This window comes from Rhizobium herbae (assembly GCF_017873135.1).
Lineage (GTDB): Bacteria > Pseudomonadota > Alphaproteobacteria > Rhizobiales > Rhizobiaceae > Pararhizobium > Pararhizobium herbae.
Genome location: NZ_JAGGJV010000009.1, coordinates 209,870 through 228,137, shown reverse-complemented (window position 1 = coordinate 228,137; position 18,268 = coordinate 209,870). Strand labels below are relative to the sequence as shown.

Below are 18,268 nucleotides of genomic sequence, written 5' to 3'. Positions count from 1 at the left end.
TGGCGGGACTGCGAAACTGATGCCGAAGCTTTTGACGATCGAGCCGCTGACGCAGACGGCTTTTGCGCCGTTTGGTACGGTTATTGAACCTGATCCGGCTTCGATGCGGCTGATCAATGGCGGTTCGACCGAGCGGTTTCATGCGCTGGGGCTGGCCGATGTGACGGGCGACGGCGCCCGTGTGATCATCAATATCTTTCGCGGCCAGCCTCGGAGCTTCCCCTATGGTCTGACAATGATGGAGCGCCATCCGCTGGGCTCGCAGAGTTTCTCGCCGATCGGCGGCGGTCCATGGCTGGCAATCGTCGCGCCGGATGAGGGCGGAAAACCGGGTTTTCCGCGTGTTTTTCTCGCAACAGGCAGCCAGGGTGTCAATTATGGCCGTAATATCTGGCACCATCCGCTGATGGCTGTCGGCGCGGTCAGCGATTTTGTGGTTGTCGATCGCGACGGGCCGGGCAACAATCTGGAAGAGGTCTCCTACGACGAGCCCTTCGTCATTCCGAACCCAGTTTGAATACGAGGTTTCCATGAGCACGTCCGGCCGCCTGACAACCCATGTCCTCGATACCGCTCTCGGCAAGCCCGCCAGGGGTTTGAAGATCGATTTGTTCCTTATCGAGGGCGAGGGGCGGCGGCTGCTGCGTTCGGTCGAAACCAACAGCGACGGCCGGGTTGATGGGCCGATGCTGGAGGGTGAAGCATTCGCTGTCGGGACTTACGAGTTGCTGTTTCACGCGGGAGACTATCTGCGCGCAACCGGCGGCGCCTTGCCGGAGCCGACTTTTCTCGATCTCATCCCGCTGCGCTTCGGGATTGCCGATGAGACCAGCCATTATCACGTGCCGCTGCTGCTTTCGCCGTTCAGCTACTCGACCTATCGGGGCAGTTGAGCGCCCTTAAAATGACAATCTGAAATCGTCGCTCGACCCTGCCATATTGGAATTGTGAATTGTAGTTCACGGTTTTTTTCTGTAATCTAGGACTTGAGAATGGAAGTTCGCCAAACTGTCCTTTTCCGGGATTGGCTTGAAAACCTGAAAGACGGGCGAGCCAGAACGCGCATTGCCCAGCGTGTCGTGCGTCTTCAGGCTGGCCTTTTCGGAGATGCAAAGTTTTTCGATGGTATTGGCGAACTTCGTGTCGATCAGGGACCAGGTTACCGCGTTTATTTCGTTCAGCGCGGAAATGTTCTTGTTATCCTTCTCTGCGGTGGAGATAAAAGCACACAAAGCAAGGACATCAGGAGAGCCAAGGCAATGGCGGGCGATTTGGACATAGATCATGGCAATTGAAACACTGCCGTTTGATGCGGCACAATATGTCGATACAGCTGAATCACAGGCCGAGCTTCTCGGTGATGCCTTTGAAACCGGCGACGCGACCTATATCACGGCTGCTCTTGGTGTTGTTGCCCGGGCAAGGGGCATGACGCAAGTTGCCAAGGATGCTGGAGTAACGCGAGAGGCTCTTTACAAGGCTTTGAGCGCGGAAGGCGACCCCAAGCTTTCAACGCTTCTCGGTGTGGTCAAGGCGCTTGGCGTCAATCTGACTGTTACGCCTGCATAAGCGCCGATCATTCCGCAATCACATCCCGGTTGATATCGCGGATATCCCGTTTGCCGCAGAGCGCCATGGTGATGTCGAGTTCCTTGCGGATGATGTCCAGCGCAGTGGTGACGCCAGCCTTGCCGCCGGCGCCGAGGCCGTAGAGGAAGGGGCGGCCGATATAGGTGCCCTTGGCGCCGAGCGCGACCGCCTTCAACACATCCTGACCGGAGCGGATGCCGCCGTCGACATGGACTTCGATCTGGTCGCCGACCGCATCGACGATCCTTGGCAGCATGCTGATGGAGGAGGGGGCGCCGTCGAGCTGGCGGCCGCCGTGGTTGGAAACGATGATCGCGTCGGCGCCGGTGCGCGCGGCCATCTTTGCGTCCTCGACGTCGAGAATGCCCTTCAGAATGAGCGGGCCGCCCCACATCTTCTTGATTTCCTCGACATTTTCCCATGACAGCTGCGGGTCGAACTGTTCGGCCGTCCACGAAGAAAGCGACGAGAGGTCAGAGACGTTCTTGGCGTGGCCGACGATATTGCCGAAGCTGCGACGCTTGGTCTGCAGCATCTGCATGCACCAGAGCGGCCGTGTCGCCATCTGCCAGATATGTTTGGGCGTGAATTTCGGTGGGGCGGAGAGGCCGTTGCGCAGGTCCTTGTGGCGCTGGCCCAGAATCTGCAGGTCGAGCGTCAGCACCAGCGCCGAGCATTTCGCCGCCTTGGCGCGGTCGATCAGGTTCTTGACGAACTCCCGGTCGCGCATGACGTAAAGCTGGAACCAGAAGGGTTTTGTCGTCACGGACGCCACATCCTCGATCGAGCAGATACTCATCGTCGACAGCGTGAAGGGTACGCCGAATTCCTCTGCCGCCCTTGCTGCCAGCATCTCGCCGTCGGCATGCTGCATGCCGGTCAGCCCGGTCGGCGACAATGCCACCGGCATCGAAACCTTCTGGCCGATCATCGTACTTTCGAGCGAGCGGTTGGTCATGTCGACCAGCACCCGTTGGCGCAACTTCACCTTGCGGAAATCCTCCTCGTTGGCGCGATAGGTACCCTCGGTCCAGGCGCCGCTGTCGGCATAGTCGAAGAACATCTTCGGCACGCGGCGCTTGGCAAGGGCCTTCAGATCGCTGATTTCGAGGATTTTGGACATGGGTTCGGGTTTCCATCTCAAGGGATGCCCCGGCAATATCATGTTTCGGGAACGGTTGTTAAGAGCAGAAGGTCAAAGAGGTAAAATTATTTTACCTCTTTGACGGTGAACGGTCAGCCGCCGTCGGCGATCTGTCCGTTCACCGTCGCATGCACCTCGCGCGCCCGCGGCGGCTTGGCGAGACGGCGCCGGAACGTTCCCGGTTTCGTGCCGAACCGATCGTGAAAGGCTTCATAGAAGCGGGAAAGAGAACCGAAGCCAGCCTCGAAGGCGATGGACGTGATCGGCAGGTCGGTGGAAATCAGCAGCGACTGGGCGGTGTCCAACCGATGCCGGATAATCGACTGGTTTATGGTCACGCCGACCGTGCGTTTGAAGATACCCATCGCGTAGTTCGGGTGCAGGCCGACATCGCGCCCGACATCCTCGGCCGATATGTTTTCCAGCGCATGCTCGGTGATGAAGCGCATCATGCGCTCGACATGGAACATGCGGTCGGCATCGTGATGCTCGAAGGAGGCTATGGCCGAGCCCTGCTCGCGCAGGTCCTGCCAGCCTTCGCGGTCAAGCCGGCGCACGCGGGCGCCCAGTTCCTCGCGGACGATCTGTTCCAGCTCCGCGTCTCCGGACAGAAGCTCTTCGCGCCAGCGTATGAAAATGTCGCGGTCATAGGGGCGAATATCCAGCGCCTCGATCATCGCGCCGCGAAACACCGCATCGCGGAAACGGCTGAGGCTCGGCAGCGCGAGGAAAACCGACATCGGCACGTAGAGGCAGATGAACCGGGTCGGGTCTTTGATATCCGTCACCTGATGCGGGATCATCCCCCAGAACAGGCAAAGCCGGCCTTCGGAAACGCTGAGTTCGCGCCCGTCGAACCAATAGGTCATCTCGCCTTCGAGCACGAAGTTGAGTTCGATCTGGCTGTGCATGTGCGGGCCTTCCATGCGCCGCACATTGATGTTGTCGCCGGCACAGAACCGGTGGTCGCCAAAGACCACCAGCGGATGGGCCGGGTCGCGTTCCGGATGCACAGCGGTAGCGCCGAGCAGGTTCACGGGTTTGCGGCGTCTCGTCATGGTATCGTGCAGACCTTAGGATAGCGGAATTTAATGCCGGAATATCGGAAGTAGATTGCGGGTTTCGGCAGCAAGGTCAAGCGGCTCATGCGGGGAAGAGGAACAGACCAGCCGCAGGATGCAACGGCACCACACGCTGATCCTTGGGAGGATATCATGAATTCTTTTAAAGCCGCGCTCGCGCTCGGCTATGCGCTGACCGTCTCGACCGCTTTCGCCGGCGAGCTTGTGATCAACTCCGACCAGTCCGATCCGGCGCCGAAAAAGGCGATGGAAACGCTGCTCGAAGGCTTCAAGGCCGCCAATCCGGACGTTACTGTCAAGTGGAACAATTTCGACCACGAAGGCTACAAGTCGGCGATCCGCAACTTCCTGACCGCCGATGCGCCCGACGTGGTGTCCTGGTATTCCGGCAACCGCATGGCGCCTTTTGTCAAGGCCGGCCTTTTCGAGGATGTGACCGACCTCTGGACCGAAAACAAGCTGGACGACCAGCTGAAATCGGCCGTCAAGTCGATGGAAATTGACGGCAAGAAATGGGGCATCCCCTATTCCTACTATCAGTGGGGCATCTACTACCGGAAGGACATCTTCGAAAAGGAAGGCATCACCCCACCAAAGAACTGGGCCGAACTGATCGCAGCCTGCGAAAAGATCAAGGCGGCCGGCATGACACCGTTTGCAATCGGCACCAAGGCCTTGTGGCCGACCGGCGGCTGGTTCGACTATCTCGACCTGCGCGTCAACGGCTATGAATTCCACATGGACCTCACGGCCGGCAAGGTTCCCTACACCGATCCGAAGGTGAAGGCCGTGTTCGAAAAGTGGGCCGAACTAGTGAAACCGGGCTACTTCCTGGAAAACCATGCCGCCATCGACTGGCAGGATGCCATTCCGCAGTTCGTCCAGGGCAAGGCCCCGATGTATCTGATGGGCAATTTTGCCGTCGCCGCTATGGTGGACGGCGGGTTGAAGGCTGACCAGATCGGCTTCCTGCAGTTCCCGGAAATCACCGCAGGCATTCCGATGGCCGAAGACGCACCGACCGAATCCTTCCACATCCCGTCGGGTGCGAAGAACAAGGAAGACGCCCGCAAGTTCCTCGCTTATCTTGCGACGCCTGAAGCGCAGACCAAGATGAACGAGGTTCTAGGTCAGCTTCCGGTCAACAACCAGTCGGCAAAATCGAACGATCCGTTCCTGAAGGCCGGTTTCGAGATGCTGGCGAACGCCTATGCGCTTGCCCAGTTCTACGACCGCGACGCACCGGCGGAAATGGCCAAGGTCGGAATGGAAGGCTTCCAGCAGTTCATGGTCAAGCCTGATAATGTCGATACGATCCTCGAACGCCTCGAAAAGGCGCGCGGGCGTATCTACAAGTAACGCCCTTGGGTGTCGGCCCCTCATCCGCCCTGTCGGGCACCTTCTCCCCGTTGTGACGGGGAGAAGGGACAAGCGGCAACCTCTGTCGTCCCTTCTCCCCGCCTGCTGGGAGAGGGCTAGGGTGAGGGGCTACCGCCGGTTAAGGTCGATTGTTTTCAAATTACTTCAGCAAAGGGGCCGCGATGAGCAGCACCGTTCCCGCGACGTCGAGTTACTGGAAACGCAACCAGCAGCGCCTGGCGCCCTGGCTGTTTCTGGCGCCCGGCATGATCATGTTTTCGATCTATGTGATCATCCCGATCTTCGAATCCATCTGGATCAGTTTCTACGATTGGGACGGTCTGGGTGCCAAGACCTGGATCGGCATGGCCAACTATGTCGAGCTTCTCGATGACGAGGCGTTCTACACTTCGCTGAAGAACAACATCCTGTGGCTGGTGCTCTATCTGCTCGCAGTGCCTGCCGGGCTTGCGGTGGCGCTGTTCCTCAACCAGACGGTCGCCGGTATCCGGCTTTACAAGTCGCTGTTCTTCTTTCCATTCGTCATCAGTCAGGTCGTCGTCGGCCTGATCTTCACCTGGTTCTATGCGCCGGACTTCGGCCTGCTCTCGGCGCTGATCAAGGCGGTGAGCGGCGAGAATATCGCCATCCTGGCCGACGAGCGCTACGTGACGCTCGGCATCATCGCCGCCGGCCTCTGGCCGCAGATTGCCTATTGCATGATCCTCTACCTGACGGGCCTCAACAACATCAATCCGGAGCAGGTGGAAGCCGCCCGCATGGACGGTGCCAAGGGCTGGTCGCTCTTGTGGAATATCGTGCTGCCGCAGCTTGGTCCCGCCACCTTCATTGCCATCGTCGTCACCGTCATCGGCGCGCTGCGCTCCTTCGACCTGGTGTCGATCATGACCGACGGCGGACCCTACGGATCGAGCCGCGTGTTGTCCTTCTACATGTACGAGCAGGCGCTGTCGGAATACGGCTACCGCATGGGTTACGGCGCGGCGATCGCGGTCGTTCTGTTCATGATCATGATGGTCTTCATCACGCTGTTCATCGTGCGCATGCTGATGCAGGAAAGGAACGCCTGATGTTTCCAACCCCTGTCCAGAAGGCCCCGGCCTGGGTGCGCCACGCCTATACGATTATCCTGCCGATCGCGCTGATCGTCTGGCTGTTGCCGCTGATCGGCGTTGCCATCACCTCGATCCGCCCCTCCGGCGACCTTGCCGCCGGCAACTATTTCGGCATGCCGTCGCGCTTTGCCGGTTTCGAGAATTATACCGCCGTGTTCCGGGATTCGCCGATCGGGTGGTATATCCTCAATTCCTTCAAGGTGACGATCCCGACGGTTATCGGCGCGGTCGGGCTTGCCTGCCTGTCCGGCTTTGCGCTGGCGGTCTACAAGTTCCGCGCCAACCTCATCGTCTTCTTCCTGTTCGTGGCCGGCAATTTCATCCCTTTCCAGATCCTCATGGTTCCGGTGCGCGACATGACGCTGAAGGCGGGGCTCTACGACAGTATTTCCGGCCTCGTGCTTTTCCATGTCGCCTTCCAGACCGGATTCTGCACGCTGTTCATGCGCAACTTCATCAAGTCCCTACCGTTCGCGCTGATCGAATCCGCCCGCGTCGAGGGTGTCAGCGAGTGGCGGATCTTCCGCTATATCGTCCTGCCGCTGATGCGTCCGGCCATCGCGGCCCTTTCCGTATTGGTCTTCACCTTCATCTGGAACGATTATTTCTGGGCGACGGTGCTGGTGCAGGGCCAGCATGCGATGCCGGTGACGGCAGGGCTCTACTCTTTGAACGGCCAGTGGATCGCCGCCTGGCATCTGGTCTCGGCCGGCTCCATCGTTGCTGCCATGCCGCCGGTCCTGATGTTCTTCCTGATGCAGAAGCATTTCATCGCCGGTCTGACGCTGGGAGCGACCAAGGGATGATCGCCGCCTGCTTTTCCACCATTCATCTAATCTCGGGAGGCAAGGCCAATGGCTGATGTCACGCTCCACAATGTCAAGAAACAGTTCGGCGCCGTCAGCGTCATCAAGGGTGTTGACCTCACCATCGCCGATGGCGAGTTCTGCGTCTTCGTCGGTCCGTCCGGCTGCGGAAAGTCCACCCTTCTGCGCATGATCGCAGGCCTTGAGGAAATTTCCTCCGGTGACCTGAAGATCGGCGGCAACGACATGACCCATGTCGGCCCGTCCGAGCGCGGCGTCGCCATGGTGTTCCAGTCCTATGCGCTCTATCCGCACATGACTGTCGCCGACAATATCGGTTTCGGCCTGCGCATGACCGGCCACGACAAGGCCGAGATCGAGAAGCGCACCAAACATGCCGCGAAGATGCTGCAACTCGAGCCGCTTCTCACCCGCAAGCCATCCCAACTCTCCGGCGGCCAGCGCCAGCGCGTCGCCATTGGCCGTGCCATCGTGCGCAATCCGGAGGTGTTCCTGTTCGACGAACCGCTCTCCAACCTCGACGCGGCGCTGCGCGTGCAGATGCGCACCGAGATCAGCACGCTGCATCAGGACCTCAAGGCAACGATGATCTACGTCACCCACGATCAGGTGGAAGCCATGACCATGGCCGACAAGATCGTGGTTTTGAGTGCCGGTTCGATCGAGCAGATCGGTTCGCCGCTCGAACTTTACCACCGGCCGAAAAACATCTTCGTCGCCGGCTTCATCGGCTCGCCGAAGATGAATTTTCTGAAGGCGACGGCAGCACCCGCCGGCGACCAGATCCGCGTCACGCTGCCCGACAGCGTCGATATTCTGCTGCCCGCCGGCAATTCCAGCGTCAGCCAAGGCCAGAGCGTCACGCTGGGCATTCGCCCCGAGCATATCGATGCGGACGCCAGGGACGGGGCCATCCTGCCTGCGAAGCTCAGGCTCGCCGAATATCTCGGCTCCGAGACCATGTTCTATGTAAGCCTTGCCGATGGCAGCGATATCGCCGTCAAGGCCGATGGGCTGGCCACGGCGAAGCCGGGCGCGGATTTCCGCATTGGCATCCCGCCGAAGGCCTGCCATCTCTTTGACGCCTCGGGCGTCGCCATCATCAACGGGGATCTGACGAAATAATGCTTGGCGTTTGTTATTATCCGGAACACTGGCCAGAAGCCTGGTGGGCAAAGGACGCCCGCCGTATGCGGGAGCTTAACATCTCCTTCGTCCGCATCGGCGAATTCGCCTGGTCGCGGCTGGAGCCGAAGCGGGGCGAGTTCGATTTCGGCTGGCTCGACCGTGCGATGGACACGCTCGGTGCCGCCGGGCTGAAGGTCGTGCTTGGCACACCGACGGCGACGCCGCCGAAATGGCTGATGGACGAATATCCGGAGATCGCTCCGGTCGATCATCAGGGCCATGTGCGCGGCTTCGGTTCGCGCCGGCACTACACGTTTTCGTCCGAAGTCTGGTGGCGCGAAAGTGCGCGCATCGTCGAGATCATCGCCAAGCGCTACGGCGAACATCCGGCACTCGACGGCTGGCAGACCGACAACGAATATGGCTGCCACGACACGACGCAGTCCTGGGGACCGGAAGACCTGAAGGCGTTCCGCCGCTGGCTGCGGCTGCGCTACCAGTCGACCGAACAGCTCAACGAGGCCTGGGGCAATGTGTTCTGGTCGATGGAGGTGAACAGTTTCGAAGACGTGGTTCTGCCGAACCTCACCGTCACCGAGACGAACCCGGCGGCACGACTCGATTTCTGGCGCTTCCAGTCGGGGCAGGTGGCGGCCTACGACAAGATGCAGTGCGAGATCATCCGCAAGCATTCGCCGGGCCGCTGGATCACCCATAATTTCATGGGCTTCATCAACGATTTCGATCACTGGAAGGTCGGCGAAAATCTCGATATCGCCTCCTGGGACAGCTATCCGATCGGCTTCGTCGAGAAATTCCCGTTCAGCCAGGAAGAGAAAAACCGCTGGGCCGAGACATCGCATCCCGATATCGCACCGTTCCACCACGATCTCTACCGCGGCGTCGGCCGCGGCCGGTTCTGGATCATGGAGCAGCAGCCGGGGCCGGTGAACTGGGCGCCGTGGAACCCTGTGCCGAAGCCGGGCATGGTGCGTCTCTGGACCTGGGAAGCCTTGGCGCATGGGGCCGAAGTGGTCAGCTATTTCCGCTGGCGCCAGGCACCCTTCGCGCAGGAGCAGATGCATGCCGGTCTCAACCTGCCGGGCTCGGATGAGTTGTCTGTCGGTGGCTTCGAGGCGGAAACCACTGGCCGCGAGATTGTCGAGACCGGCGCGTTGCCGGCAACCGAACAGGCGCCGGTCGCCATCGTCTATGATTACGAGACCTATTGGGCCACCGCCATCCAGCCGCAGGGCAGGGATTTCCAGTATCACGATCTGGCCTTCCGCTGGTACGAAGCGGTGCGCAAGCTCGGCCTGAACGTCGATTTTGTTCCCCCCGGTGCCCCGCTTGACGGCTACAAGCTGGTGCTGGTTCCGTCGCTGATGATGGTATCGGACGCTGCTCTTCAGGCTTTCAGCGCCGCTCATGGCATCGTGCTCTATGGCCCGCGCACCGGCTCGCGCACACGCCAGTTTGCCATTCCTGACAATCTGCCGCCGGGTCCGCTTGCCGCACTCACCGGCATCCGTCTGACACAGGTTTCATCGCTGCGTCCCGGTCTCGAGGATGCCGTTTCCGGCACGGTCTCCGGTGCCGCCATCCGCTGGCGGGAATATGTCGAGACGGACAGTGAAGTGCTGGCGCGCTTCGGTAACGGCGATGCGGCGTTGACCGCGAAGGGCGGGCACCACTATCTCGCCTGCTGGCCGGATCAGAGCCTGCTTCAGCAGACGCTGACTCATCTGGCGGCGAAAGCCGGTCTTGAGACGGTGGCACTGCCCGATCACATCCGGCTGCGCAGGCGGGGCGGGGTGACCTTTGCTTTCAACTACGGGACGGAGGCCTGGGCAAGCCCGGCCGCTGGTAAGCTCATTCTCGGCGAGGCGCAGGTGAAGCCGCAGACCGTGGTGGCCTGGCGGGAATAAGCAATCCTCCTCATTGCCCTTGCGTAAAAAGCGATCTTCGTCACAAGAGGAGATCGCTTTTTTGTATATTGGGATTTTGAATGAGAACCAGCTTGAGAGAGAAAATCATAGAAGTCTGCGATCGCAAGATCGCAGAAAAAGGCCCCGGTGTCGGGCTCTCCTTCTATGCGTTCTTCGCCAACAGGAATGATGACCCCGAATTGCTGATGGAAGCCGCGGAATGGTGGATCCGGACACATAAGCTGGATCACTTCGAAAAGGCCGTGAAGATCAGGGCAATGGTTGAAGAGATGGCTTAGCCGGTCAACTCAGCCTTCGCCGCCATGCCCGCCACATAGGTCTCGGCAATCGCCCGGTCATCCCCCATCGTTTGCAGCAGGAAAAGCTCGTCGGCGAGCGAGGTCACAACCTCCGCCTTCAGCGCCATGGCCGGGGTTGCCGCCATGTTCAGCACGATGAAATCGGCATCGGTGCCGGGCTCCAGCGTGCCGATCTTGTCGGTAAGCGACAGTGCTTCGGCATTGCCGAGCGTCATGTAGTAAAAACTCTCGAACGGGTTTAGGCGTTCGCCCTGCAATTGCTGGATCTTGTAGGCCTCGTCCATGGTACGCAGCATCGAATAGCTCGATCCGCCGCCGATATCGGTGGCGACAGAGACACGGACGGGTTTTTCGCGATTGACCAGCTTTTTCAATGGAAACAGCCCGGAGCCGAGGAAGAGGTTGGACGTCGGGCAGTGGACGGCGATCGACCCGGTCTCGCTCATCGCGTCCATTTCGCGCTCCGACAGATGGATGCAATGGCCGAACAGCGTCTTTGGGCCGAGCAGACCGTAGCGGGCATAGACGTCGGTATAGTCGGCGGCATCCGGATAGAGGGAGCAGGTGAAATCGATCTCGTCGCGATTTTCCGACAGATGCGTCTGCACATGCAGGTCGGGGAATTCGCGCACCAGCGCTCCCGCCGCTGACATCTGCTCGGGCGTCGAGGTGATGGCAAAGCGCGGCGTAATGGCGACGTGGTTGCGGCCCTTGCCGTGCCATTGTTCGATGACAGCGCGGGTTTCGTCATAGCCCATTTGCGGCGTGTCCAGCAGGCCCTGCGGCGCGTTGCGATCCATCATCACCTTGCCGGCGACCATGCGCATGTTGCGGGCAAGCGCTTCGGCGAAGAAGGCGTCGGCGGAGGTCTTGTGCACGGAGCAATAGGCGACGGCGGTCGTCGTGCCGTGGCGGACCATTTCGTCGAAGAAGTGCGTGGCAATGCGCTGCGCATGCGCCGTCTCGACAAAGCGGCATTCCTCCGGGAAGGTATAGGTGTTCAGCCATTCGAGCAGGTTGGCGGCATAGGAGCCGATCACCTGCATCTGTGGGAAATGCAGGTGCGTGTCGATGAAGCCGGGCAGGATCAGGTGCGGGCGGTGGTCGATTTCCGGCACGCCGTCAGGTGCCTGCGTCTTCACGGCCTCGTAGGTGCCGCTCGCGACGATCAATCCGTTCTCGACCAGCAGCGCGCCGTCGGTCTCATAGCTATAGGCGTCAGCGTCATCCAGGCTCGCTGGCACGCGGCGAAAGCTTAATGTGCGGCCGCGAATGAGGGTGGCGGTCATTCTGTCCTGCCTTCCGAAACGGCGCTTTCGAACCATGCTGTCAAAAGCTTGCGTTCGTCATTGGTCATGTCGGTGATATTGCCAGGCGGCATCGCGTGGCTGCGGCCGGCCTGAATGTAGATTTCGCGGGCGTGGGCGGCGATTTCCGCGTCATTTTCCAGCGTCACGCCCTTCGGCGGCCGGTTGATGCCTTCATAGACGGGCTCCGCCGAATGGCACATGGAGCAGCGTGTCGAGATCGTATCCTTCACGGCCGGGAAATGCGCATTGGAGGCGAACTGTTTGAAGGCGGGCGCGACCTCGGCCGTGCCCTCGCCGGTCAGAACCTTCGGTACGGTCGAAAGCCACATGATCACGATGAAGATCAACAGCGTCACCAGCCATGTCCATGTCGGCCGTCCCTTGCGGGCATGGGTGGTGTTGAACCAGTGGCGAATTGTGACGCCCATCAGGAACACCAGCGCCGCGATCACCCAGTTATAGGCGGTGGCGAAGGCCAGCGGATAGTGGTTCGACAGCATGAAAAAGATGACGGGGAGGGTCAGATAGTTGTTGTGTAGCGAACGCTGCTTGGCAATGACGCCATATTTCGGGTCCGGCGTGCGCCCGGCGATCAGGTCGGCGACGACGACGCGCTGGTTCGGCATGATGATGAAGAAGACATTGGCCGACATGATCGTCGCGGTGAAGGCGCCGAGATGCAGGAAGGCGGCGCGTCCGGTGAAAACCTGTGTATAGCCCCAGGCCATGACGACGAGCGCGGTATAAAGAATGCCCATCAGCGTCCAGGTGTTCCTGCCGAGCGGCGACTTACATAGCAGGTCGTAGAAGATCCAGCCGACGGCGAGCGAAGCCAGCGAAATCAGGATTGCCGTGGTCGAGGAGATATCCAGCACATGCCGGTCGATCAGGAAGAGGTCGGCGCCGCCGTAGTAGACCAGACAGAGCATGGCAAAACCGGACAGCCAGGTGGCGTAGCTCTCCCATTTGAACCAGGTGAGGTGTTCCGGCATTGTGGCGGGGGCGACGAGATATTTCTGGACGTGATAGAAGCCGCCGCCGTGCACCTGCCACTCCTCGCCATAGGCGCCGGCGGGAAGATGATCGCGTTTCACGAGGCCGAGATCGAGCGCGATGAAATAGAAGGACGAACCGATCCAGGCGATTGCGGTAATGACGTGCAGCCAGCGGACGGCAAAGGCCAGCCATTCCCAGGCGATAGCGAACTCATACATTCAGTGTCCCCATTCTTGCCTCCCGCTTCGCTACTGTGCGAAAAAATGGCGGCATGGGAAAGAGGCAAACGCGATGTCTTTATCGCCCTGCAAGAATTGCGATCATTTCTTTCGTCTTCACGCCCTGGCGACCCTTCTCAAAGCTGGAATACGACAGGCGCCCGCTGGCGAGTGCAGCGGTCAGGCGCTGGCAGCCGACTTCGAGCGCCTTTGCGGACGACGTGTGCGTATAGACCGCCATTTCGGCGATAATGTCAGGCTTCCCCAGCTTCTTGCGGCAAAGCTGCAAGACTTTTTCCCGCAGCTTGGCATCCTTTTTCAGTTCGTTCTGCATTGCCCTGTAGTCTTTGGCATCCGTCTTTTTCGGTTTCTCGGGCGGAGTGACCGTCAAGGTATAGTCGCGGTAGGGTTTGGGATCGGGAACGAGTTTGCTGAACCGGCGTCGCGCTTCGTTGGCTATGGCGCGATCGCGCGCGTGATCCCCGGAGGACGTGCCAAGCTTCACATCCGCCAGTCTTCCATAGGCGTCGGTTTCAAAATGGACGACGGTTGCCCCGGTGCATGAGGAAAGTGCAAGCATCATGAAAAGGCAAATGGCAAAAGTTTTCGGCATGAATGATCCCCTCGAATGCACGCACTTTTGACCGAAGCGTGGGGAAAAAGAAAGTACGCCCTATGCGTGTTTTACGCATTTCGAACGGAATCCTTCGGACATGATTAATTCGCCGTTTGGTGAGCCGCATCGGGGTTGGAGGCACTTGCGGAGGGCGCGAATTCATTGAGTATCCAGTCGCGGAAGCTTTTGATCTTGGGGGATTTTCGCCTCGCCTGCTGATAGACCAGCCAATATTGGTGGCCGTCATTGCCGCGCAGTTCGAACGGTTGGTAGATTCGTCCAAGGGCAATGTCGTCAGGATAGAATTCCGGGGTGAGGATCGCCACACCCTGTCCGGCAATCGCCGCCCGGGCCTCGAAGGACTGAGCGCCGAGACGACTCGCCGGTCGACTTGCAAGATCTGCGTCGTGTACGCCCGCCGCGGCAAACCAGTGTGTCCACCAAGGATCACCGGGGTCGATAATCGGCAGTTTGAGAAGATCGCGGGGCGTGTGGATGCCGCCGACACTTTCGGCGAGTTGCCGACTGAGCATCGGCGTAAAATCGACGCTCATGAGCGGATGGCTGATCAGTCCCGGCCAATCTCCCGTGCCTGAGCGGATAGCGAGATCGACGGCTTCGTGATTGAAATCGATAATGGTTTCGCTGGTCGTCAGGCGCACGGCGACGCTTGGATGTTTGAGTTGGAACGAGCCGAGATGGTGAGCGAGCCACTGCGACGCGAAAGTCGGCGTCGAATGGATGAGAAGCGTGGCTTCCGCATCGTCGCGAACACTTGCCATGGCGTCCCGCAGCATGTCGAAAGCCTCCCCGACTTTCGGCGCCAGCCTCTGGCCAACCTCCGTCAGCACAATCTGCCGGGGCCGGCGCAGGAACAGCGGTTCGCCGACATTCTCCTCTATCAGCTTGATCTGGTAGCTGACTGCCGTCTGCGTCATGCCGAGTTCAGCGCCCGCCTTGGTGAAACTGCCCAGACGGGCTGCCGCTTCGAAGACCCGAAGCGCATTCAATGGAAACTGTTTCGACATCTTCATGGATAAGTTCTCTTGATGCATCCAGACGGTTGTTCGATTGGAATTTGAGCATGTTTGCGCGCATGCTGCAATCACCTTCACAGGAACAACAGGTGTCGTTATGGATTGCCAAGCAATTGAAAGATATGAATCAATGCCGAAAAAGCGCCGCCAGGGATGGCGTTCGATGCTGGCACGCATGCTGCACGGCCTTCGGCCAAGCTACCCGAAACTCGATCTCGAAGTGATGTCCGACTATATGAAGAGAGATATGGGTTTCATGGATGGTCGCGACTCACGTCAGGATTCGGATCTGACCCGATAGCTCTCGATCGCGACAAGGATTTCGGCCGATGTCATGGCGGCGATTACGGCCGGGCGTTTGTCACTGACGGCCTTGCCGCCAATCGGCAGCACCAGTCTGCCGACCAAATCGTCGCCCAAACCCTCTTTTTTCGCCCAGTTTGCAAAAGTGGCGCGCTTGGTCTTCGAGCCGATCATGCCGATATAGGCGAGATCGTCGCGAGCCAGCGCCTCTTTTGCAATCAGGAAATCGAGCGCATGGTCATGCGTGAGGATGACGACGGCAGAGCCAGGCGCAATATCCTTGACGATTGATTCCGGCATGGCGACCAGCCGATGGCTGGCGCCGGCCGACATCAGGTCGAGTTCGCTTTTTCGCGTTTCCACGGCGTAGGTCTTCAACGGCAGCAGCAACAGCGCATCGGCCAATGCCCGGCCGACATGACCGGCACCGAACAGCCAGACTTCCGGCAGCGTCTCGACATTGTGCTTCAGCTTCGCCTCAAGCGCTTTGCGTGCGGCATCATCGCCGATGCGGAACGTCAGGATCACGCGCCCCCCGCAGCACTGGCCGATATCAGGCCCAAGCGGGATATCCATCTCGACCTGGTCACTGACGCCGGCCAGAAGCGCGCGGGCGTTGTCGATCGCCAGATGTTCCATCTGGCCGCCGCCGATGGTTCCATGTGCATCAGTCGGTGATACCAGCATGAAGGCACCAGCCTCACGTGGCGTCGAGCCGAAGGTCTCCCTGATCTCGACGATGACCAGCTTGTATTCGCGCTCAAGGAAGGCTTCGAGACTATCGATTGCAAAGTTCATTTCAATGTCTCTTCAAGCTTTCGCCGTGCGCAGGCGCTCGATCGCCATCAGCGCGCGTTCCGGCGTTGCCGGCGTGTCGAGCCTTGGGCATTCGCGGTAGTCCGCAACGCTGGCGACGGCCATGGAGAGAGCCTCCAGCACCGAGATCGGCAGCATGAAAGGCGGTTCGCCGACCGCCTTGGAGCGGCCGATGGTCATCTCGGCATTCTCGGCCCATTCCGCCAGTTTGACGTTGAAGATTTTTGGCCGGTCGGAGGCAAGCGGGATTTTGTAGGTCGATGGCGCATGGGTGCGCAGACGGCCCTTGTCGTCCCACCAGAGTTCTTCGGTCGTCAGCCAGCCCATGCCTTGCACGAAGGCGCCCTCGACCTGGCCGATGTCGATGGCCGGATTGAGCGACTTGCCGACATCGTGCAGCACGTCGACGCGGTCGACCATGTATTCGCCGGTCAGCGTGTCTATGGACACCTCGGAGACGGAGGCGCCATAGGCGAAATAGTAGAAGGGCGTGCCGCGTCCGGTATTGCGATCCCAATGTATTTTCGGCGTCTTGTAGAAGCCGGCGGCGGAAAGCTGGATGCGGGCGAAGTAGGCCTGCTTGATGAAGTCGGGGAAGGGCACCAATTCTTCACCGATCTTCACATGGTTCGGCACGAAGCTGATGTTTTCCGCATCCGTCTGCCAGCGCTCGGCGGCAAACTCCACGAGACGTTCCTTGATCTGCCGGGCGGCATCGTAAGCCGCCATGCCGTTGAGGTCGGAGCCGGAAGAAGCGGCGGTCGCCGAGGTGTTCGGCACCTTGCCGGTGGTGGTCGCGGTGATCTTGACGTTGGTGATATCGACCTGGAAGCTCTCGGCCAGAACCTGCGCCACCTTGGTATAGAGCCCCTGGCCCATTTCCGTGCCGCCATGGTTCAGGTGGATCGAGCCGTCCTGATAGACGTGCACCAAGGCACCCGCCTGGTTGAAGGCGGTCATGGTGAAGGAAATGCCGAATTTCACCGGCGTCAGCGCGATGCCCTTGCGGATGATGCGGCTGGTCTTGTTGAAATCGAGGACCGATTGCCGCCGCGCCTGATAGTCGGCATTCTCTTCCAGTTCAGCGACGATACGTCGGATGATGTTGTCTTCCACCTGCTGATGATAGGGTGTCAGATCGCGACCGGACCCTTTCTCGCCGTAGAAATTCAGCTTGCGGATCTCCAGCGGATCCTTGCCGAGCGCATAGGCGATCTCCTCGATGATCCGCTCGCCGCCGACCATGCCCTGCGGTCCGCCGAAGCCGCGATAGGCTGTGTTGGAGACGGTGTGCGTCTTCAAGGGCTGCGAGGTCAGCTTCACATGCGGATAGAAATAGGAGCTGTCGGCATGGAACAGGGCACGGTCGGTGACCGGCCCCGAGAGGTCGGAGGAATAGCCGCAGCGTGCCGCATAGTTGGCCTTGACCGCATGGATGCGGCCGTCGTCGTCAAAGCCGACATCGTAGTCGACGAGGAAATCGTGGCGTTTGCCCGTCGCGGTCATGTCCTCGTCGCGGTCAGGGCGAAACTTGACGGCGCGGTTAAGCTTCTTGGCGGCGACGGCGGCAAGTGCTGCAAACTGGTTGCCCTGCGTTTCCTTGCCGCCAAAGCCGCCGCCCATGCGCCGGACATTCACCGTTACTGCATTGGAAGGAACTCCGAGTACATGCCCGACCATATGCTGGATTTCGCTCGGATGCTGGGTGGAAGACCAGACGGTGATCTCGTCGTCTTCGCCTGGAATGGCCATGGCGATGTGGCTTTCGAGGTAGAAATGCTCCTGGCCGCCAATGCGCATCCGGCCGGTGAGGCGCCGCGGAGAAAGCTCCAGCTCCGCTTCTGCGTCGCCTCGGGCAAGCGTCAACGGCTTGGTGACGATCTCGGCGCCATTTTCCAACGCGTCGAGGATATCGGTATGGTGCGGCAGGTCGCGATAGGTGATCTTCGCCTTGCGGGCGGCACGCCGGGCGATATCGCGGGTCTCGGCGATTACCGCGAATGCCGGCTGGCCGTGGAACTGCACCAGGCCATCGGCCAGCACCGGCTCGTCATCGAGATGGCTGGGGCTGATATCGTTGGAATGCGGCATGTCCCTGGCTGTCAGCACGCAGACGACACCGGGGTATGATCCGACCTCCGACAGGTCCATGGCGATAATTTCGGCATGCGCGCGATCAGTCATCCCCAAGGCACCGTGCAGCGTTCCCGCCGGTTCCGGAATGTCGTCAATATAGTCAGCGGTGCCGGAGACATGCTTGTGGGCGCTGTCGTGGCGCAGACCGGAATGCATCGATCCGGCGATGGTCTTGCGCTCGTCGAAGGTGGATTTGTCCATCAGCATGCGCCTCCGCTTCGTTCTCTTCTCCCCAGCGGGGAGAAGGTGGCCCAAAGGGCCGGATGAGGGGGAGCCGCATAAACCGGTGTTTGCCGCAAGACCCCCTCATCGCCTCGTTTCA

Annotated in this window: 18 protein-coding genes; 10 read left to right on the top strand and 8 right to left on the bottom strand. The window is 60.1% G+C overall.

What is annotated here, in order from left to right; translation table 11 throughout:
* Nucleotides 1–19: 19 nt before the first annotated feature.
* From J2Z75_RS23260 to J2Z75_RS23245, 4 genes are all read left to right on the top strand, one after another.
* Entirely contained in the window at nucleotides 20–517 is a 498-nt protein-coding gene (locus J2Z75_RS23260; protein ID WP_209855215.1) for an ureidoglycolate lyase, read from the top strand.
* A gap of 13 nt (nucleotides 518–530) precedes the next feature.
* Nucleotides 531–893: a hydroxyisourate hydrolase gene (uraH, locus tag J2Z75_RS23255; protein WP_209855214.1), complete on the top strand. Its 363-nt coding sequence runs from the start codon at nucleotides 531–533 to the stop codon at nucleotides 891–893.
* A 99-nt stretch (nucleotides 894–992) separates the two neighbouring features.
* Nucleotides 993–1,295, top strand: a complete 303-nt coding sequence (locus tag J2Z75_RS23250; RefSeq protein WP_209855213.1) for a type II toxin-antitoxin system RelE/ParE family toxin — start codon at nucleotides 993–995, stop codon at nucleotides 1,293–1,295.
* Entirely contained in the window at nucleotides 1,285–1,569 is a 285-nt protein-coding gene (locus J2Z75_RS23245) for an addiction module antidote protein (protein WP_209855211.1), read from the top strand. Before J2Z75_RS23250 ends, J2Z75_RS23245 begins: the two co-directional genes overlap by 11 nt.
* 7 nt (nucleotides 1,570–1,576) lie before the next feature.
* Here the strand turns inward: J2Z75_RS23245 and J2Z75_RS23240 are convergent, their stop codons facing one another.
* Together J2Z75_RS23240 and J2Z75_RS23235 are read right to left on the bottom strand one after the other, a co-directional pair.
* Nucleotides 1,577–2,713, bottom strand: a complete 1,137-nt coding sequence (locus J2Z75_RS23240; protein ID WP_209855209.1) for an alpha-hydroxy acid oxidase — start codon at nucleotides 2,711–2,713, stop codon at nucleotides 1,577–1,579.
* A gap of 113 nt (nucleotides 2,714–2,826) precedes the next feature.
* Nucleotides 2,827–3,792, bottom strand: coding sequence for a helix-turn-helix domain-containing protein (locus J2Z75_RS23235; protein ID WP_209855207.1), 966 nt, complete (start codon nucleotides 3,790–3,792; stop codon nucleotides 2,827–2,829).
* A 156-nt stretch (nucleotides 3,793–3,948) separates the two neighbouring features.
* Here J2Z75_RS23235 and J2Z75_RS23230 point away from each other — a divergent pair, with 156 nt between their 5' ends.
* The 6 genes from J2Z75_RS23230 to J2Z75_RS23205 all read left to right on the top strand — a co-directional run bounded on the left by J2Z75_RS23230 (nucleotide 3,949) and on the right by J2Z75_RS23205 (nucleotide 10,493).
* Nucleotides 3,949–5,175: an ABC transporter substrate-binding protein gene (locus J2Z75_RS23230; protein WP_209855205.1), complete on the top strand. Its 1,227-nt coding sequence runs from the start codon at nucleotides 3,949–3,951 to the stop codon at nucleotides 5,173–5,175.
* Between the two features lie 182 nt (nucleotides 5,176–5,357).
* Complete coding sequence (locus J2Z75_RS23225) at nucleotides 5,358–6,266, top strand: carbohydrate ABC transporter permease (protein WP_209855203.1); 909 nt, start codon at nucleotides 5,358–5,360, stop codon at nucleotides 6,264–6,266.
* Nucleotides 6,266–7,117, top strand: coding sequence for a carbohydrate ABC transporter permease (locus J2Z75_RS23220; protein ID WP_209855201.1), 852 nt, complete (start codon nucleotides 6,266–6,268; stop codon nucleotides 7,115–7,117). Before J2Z75_RS23225 ends, J2Z75_RS23220 begins: the two co-directional genes overlap by 1 nt.
* Before the next feature lie 48 nt (nucleotides 7,118–7,165).
* Nucleotides 7,166–8,263 carry an ABC transporter ATP-binding protein gene (locus J2Z75_RS23215; protein ID WP_209855199.1) on the top strand — a complete coding sequence of 366 codons (1,098 nt, stop codon included), beginning with the start codon at nucleotides 7,166–7,168 and terminating at the stop codon, nucleotides 8,261–8,263.
* Nucleotides 8,263–10,194 (top strand): beta-galactosidase, encoded by a 1,932-nt coding sequence (locus J2Z75_RS23210; RefSeq protein WP_209855197.1) that lies wholly within the window; start codon nucleotides 8,263–8,265, stop codon nucleotides 10,192–10,194. The genes J2Z75_RS23215 and J2Z75_RS23210 overlap by 1 nt, the downstream gene beginning before the upstream one ends.
* An 80-nt stretch (nucleotides 10,195–10,274) precedes the next feature.
* The gene (locus J2Z75_RS23205) at nucleotides 10,275–10,493 is read left to right on the top strand and encodes a DUF6500 family protein (protein WP_209855195.1); all 219 of its coding nucleotides are present in this window, start codon (nucleotides 10,275–10,277) and stop codon (nucleotides 10,491–10,493) included.
* Here the strand turns inward: J2Z75_RS23205 and guaD are convergent.
* The 6 genes from guaD to xdhB all read right to left on the bottom strand — a co-directional run bounded on the left by guaD (nucleotide 10,490) and on the right by xdhB (nucleotide 18,147).
* Nucleotides 10,490–11,803, bottom strand: a complete 1,314-nt coding sequence (gene guaD, locus J2Z75_RS23200; protein ID WP_209855193.1) for a guanine deaminase — start codon at nucleotides 11,801–11,803, stop codon at nucleotides 10,490–10,492. The two genes, J2Z75_RS23205 and guaD, sit on opposite strands and share 4 nt — an antisense overlap.
* Nucleotides 11,800–13,038 (bottom strand): urate hydroxylase PuuD, encoded by a 1,239-nt coding sequence (puuD, locus tag J2Z75_RS23195; protein WP_209855191.1) that lies wholly within the window; start codon nucleotides 13,036–13,038, stop codon nucleotides 11,800–11,802. Before puuD ends, guaD begins: the two co-directional genes overlap by 4 nt.
* A 79-nt stretch (nucleotides 13,039–13,117) precedes the next feature.
* A complete protein-coding gene (locus J2Z75_RS23190; protein ID WP_209855189.1) occupies nucleotides 13,118–13,651 on the bottom strand; it encodes an energy transducer TonB in 534 nt (177 codons plus the stop codon).
* 104 nt (nucleotides 13,652–13,755) lie between these two features.
* Nucleotides 13,756–14,688 carry a LysR substrate-binding domain-containing protein gene (locus tag J2Z75_RS23185; protein WP_209855334.1) on the bottom strand — a complete coding sequence of 311 codons (933 nt, stop codon included), beginning with the start codon at nucleotides 14,686–14,688 and terminating at the stop codon, nucleotides 13,756–13,758.
* A gap of 279 nt (nucleotides 14,689–14,967) precedes the next feature.
* Complete coding sequence (gene xdhC / locus J2Z75_RS23180; protein ID WP_407692809.1) at nucleotides 14,968–15,780, bottom strand: xanthine dehydrogenase accessory protein XdhC; 813 nt, start codon at nucleotides 15,778–15,780, stop codon at nucleotides 14,968–14,970.
* Between the two features lie 24 nt (nucleotides 15,781–15,804).
* Nucleotides 15,805–18,147 (bottom strand): xanthine dehydrogenase molybdopterin binding subunit, encoded by a 2,343-nt coding sequence (gene xdhB, locus J2Z75_RS23175; RefSeq protein ID WP_209855185.1) that lies wholly within the window; start codon nucleotides 18,145–18,147, stop codon nucleotides 15,805–15,807.
* Between the last annotated feature and the right edge of the window lie 121 nt (nucleotides 18,148–18,268).

What these genes read in the sequence shown, in the direction of transcription:
- J2Z75_RS23260 (WP_209855215.1), top strand. Translation starts at nt 20, where the DNA reads ATGCCGAAGCTTTTGACGATCGAGCCGCTGACGCAGACGGCTTTTGCG.
- uraH (WP_209855214.1), top strand. Translation starts at nt 531, where the DNA reads ATGAGCACGTCCGGCCGCCTGACAACCCATGTCCTCGATACCGCTCTC.
- J2Z75_RS23250 (WP_209855213.1), top strand. Translation starts at nt 993, where the DNA reads ATGGAAGTTCGCCAAACTGTCCTTTTCCGGGATTGGCTTGAAAACCTG.
- J2Z75_RS23245 (WP_209855211.1), top strand. Translation starts at nt 1,285, where the DNA reads ATGGCAATTGAAACACTGCCGTTTGATGCGGCACAATATGTCGATACA.
- J2Z75_RS23240 (WP_209855209.1), bottom strand. Translation starts at nt 2,713, where the DNA reads ATGTCCAAAATCCTCGAAATCAGCGATCTGAAGGCCCTTGCCAAGCGC.
- J2Z75_RS23235 (WP_209855207.1), bottom strand. Translation starts at nt 3,792, where the DNA reads ATGACGAGACGCCGCAAACCCGTGAACCTGCTCGGCGCTACCGCTGTG.
- J2Z75_RS23230 (WP_209855205.1), top strand. Translation starts at nt 3,949, where the DNA reads ATGAATTCTTTTAAAGCCGCGCTCGCGCTCGGCTATGCGCTGACCGTC.
- J2Z75_RS23225 (WP_209855203.1), top strand. Translation starts at nt 5,358, where the DNA reads ATGAGCAGCACCGTTCCCGCGACGTCGAGTTACTGGAAACGCAACCAG.
- J2Z75_RS23220 (WP_209855201.1), top strand. Translation starts at nt 6,266, where the DNA reads ATGTTTCCAACCCCTGTCCAGAAGGCCCCGGCCTGGGTGCGCCACGCC.
- J2Z75_RS23215 (WP_209855199.1), top strand. Translation starts at nt 7,166, where the DNA reads ATGGCTGATGTCACGCTCCACAATGTCAAGAAACAGTTCGGCGCCGTC.
- J2Z75_RS23210 (WP_209855197.1), top strand. Translation starts at nt 8,263, where the DNA reads ATGCTTGGCGTTTGTTATTATCCGGAACACTGGCCAGAAGCCTGGTGG.
- J2Z75_RS23205 (WP_209855195.1), top strand. Translation starts at nt 10,275, where the DNA reads ATGAGAACCAGCTTGAGAGAGAAAATCATAGAAGTCTGCGATCGCAAG.
- guaD (WP_209855193.1), bottom strand. Translation starts at nt 11,803, where the DNA reads ATGACCGCCACCCTCATTCGCGGCCGCACATTAAGCTTTCGCCGCGTG.
- puuD (WP_209855191.1), bottom strand. Translation starts at nt 13,038, where the DNA reads ATGTATGAGTTCGCTATCGCCTGGGAATGGCTGGCCTTTGCCGTCCGC.
- J2Z75_RS23190 (WP_209855189.1), bottom strand. Translation starts at nt 13,651, where the DNA reads ATGCCGAAAACTTTTGCCATTTGCCTTTTCATGATGCTTGCACTTTCC.
- J2Z75_RS23185 (WP_209855334.1), bottom strand. Translation starts at nt 14,688, where the DNA reads ATGAAGATGTCGAAACAGTTTCCATTGAATGCGCTTCGGGTCTTCGAA.
- xdhB (WP_209855185.1), bottom strand. Translation starts at nt 18,147, where the DNA reads ATGGACAAATCCACCTTCGACGAGCGCAAGACCATCGCCGGATCGATG.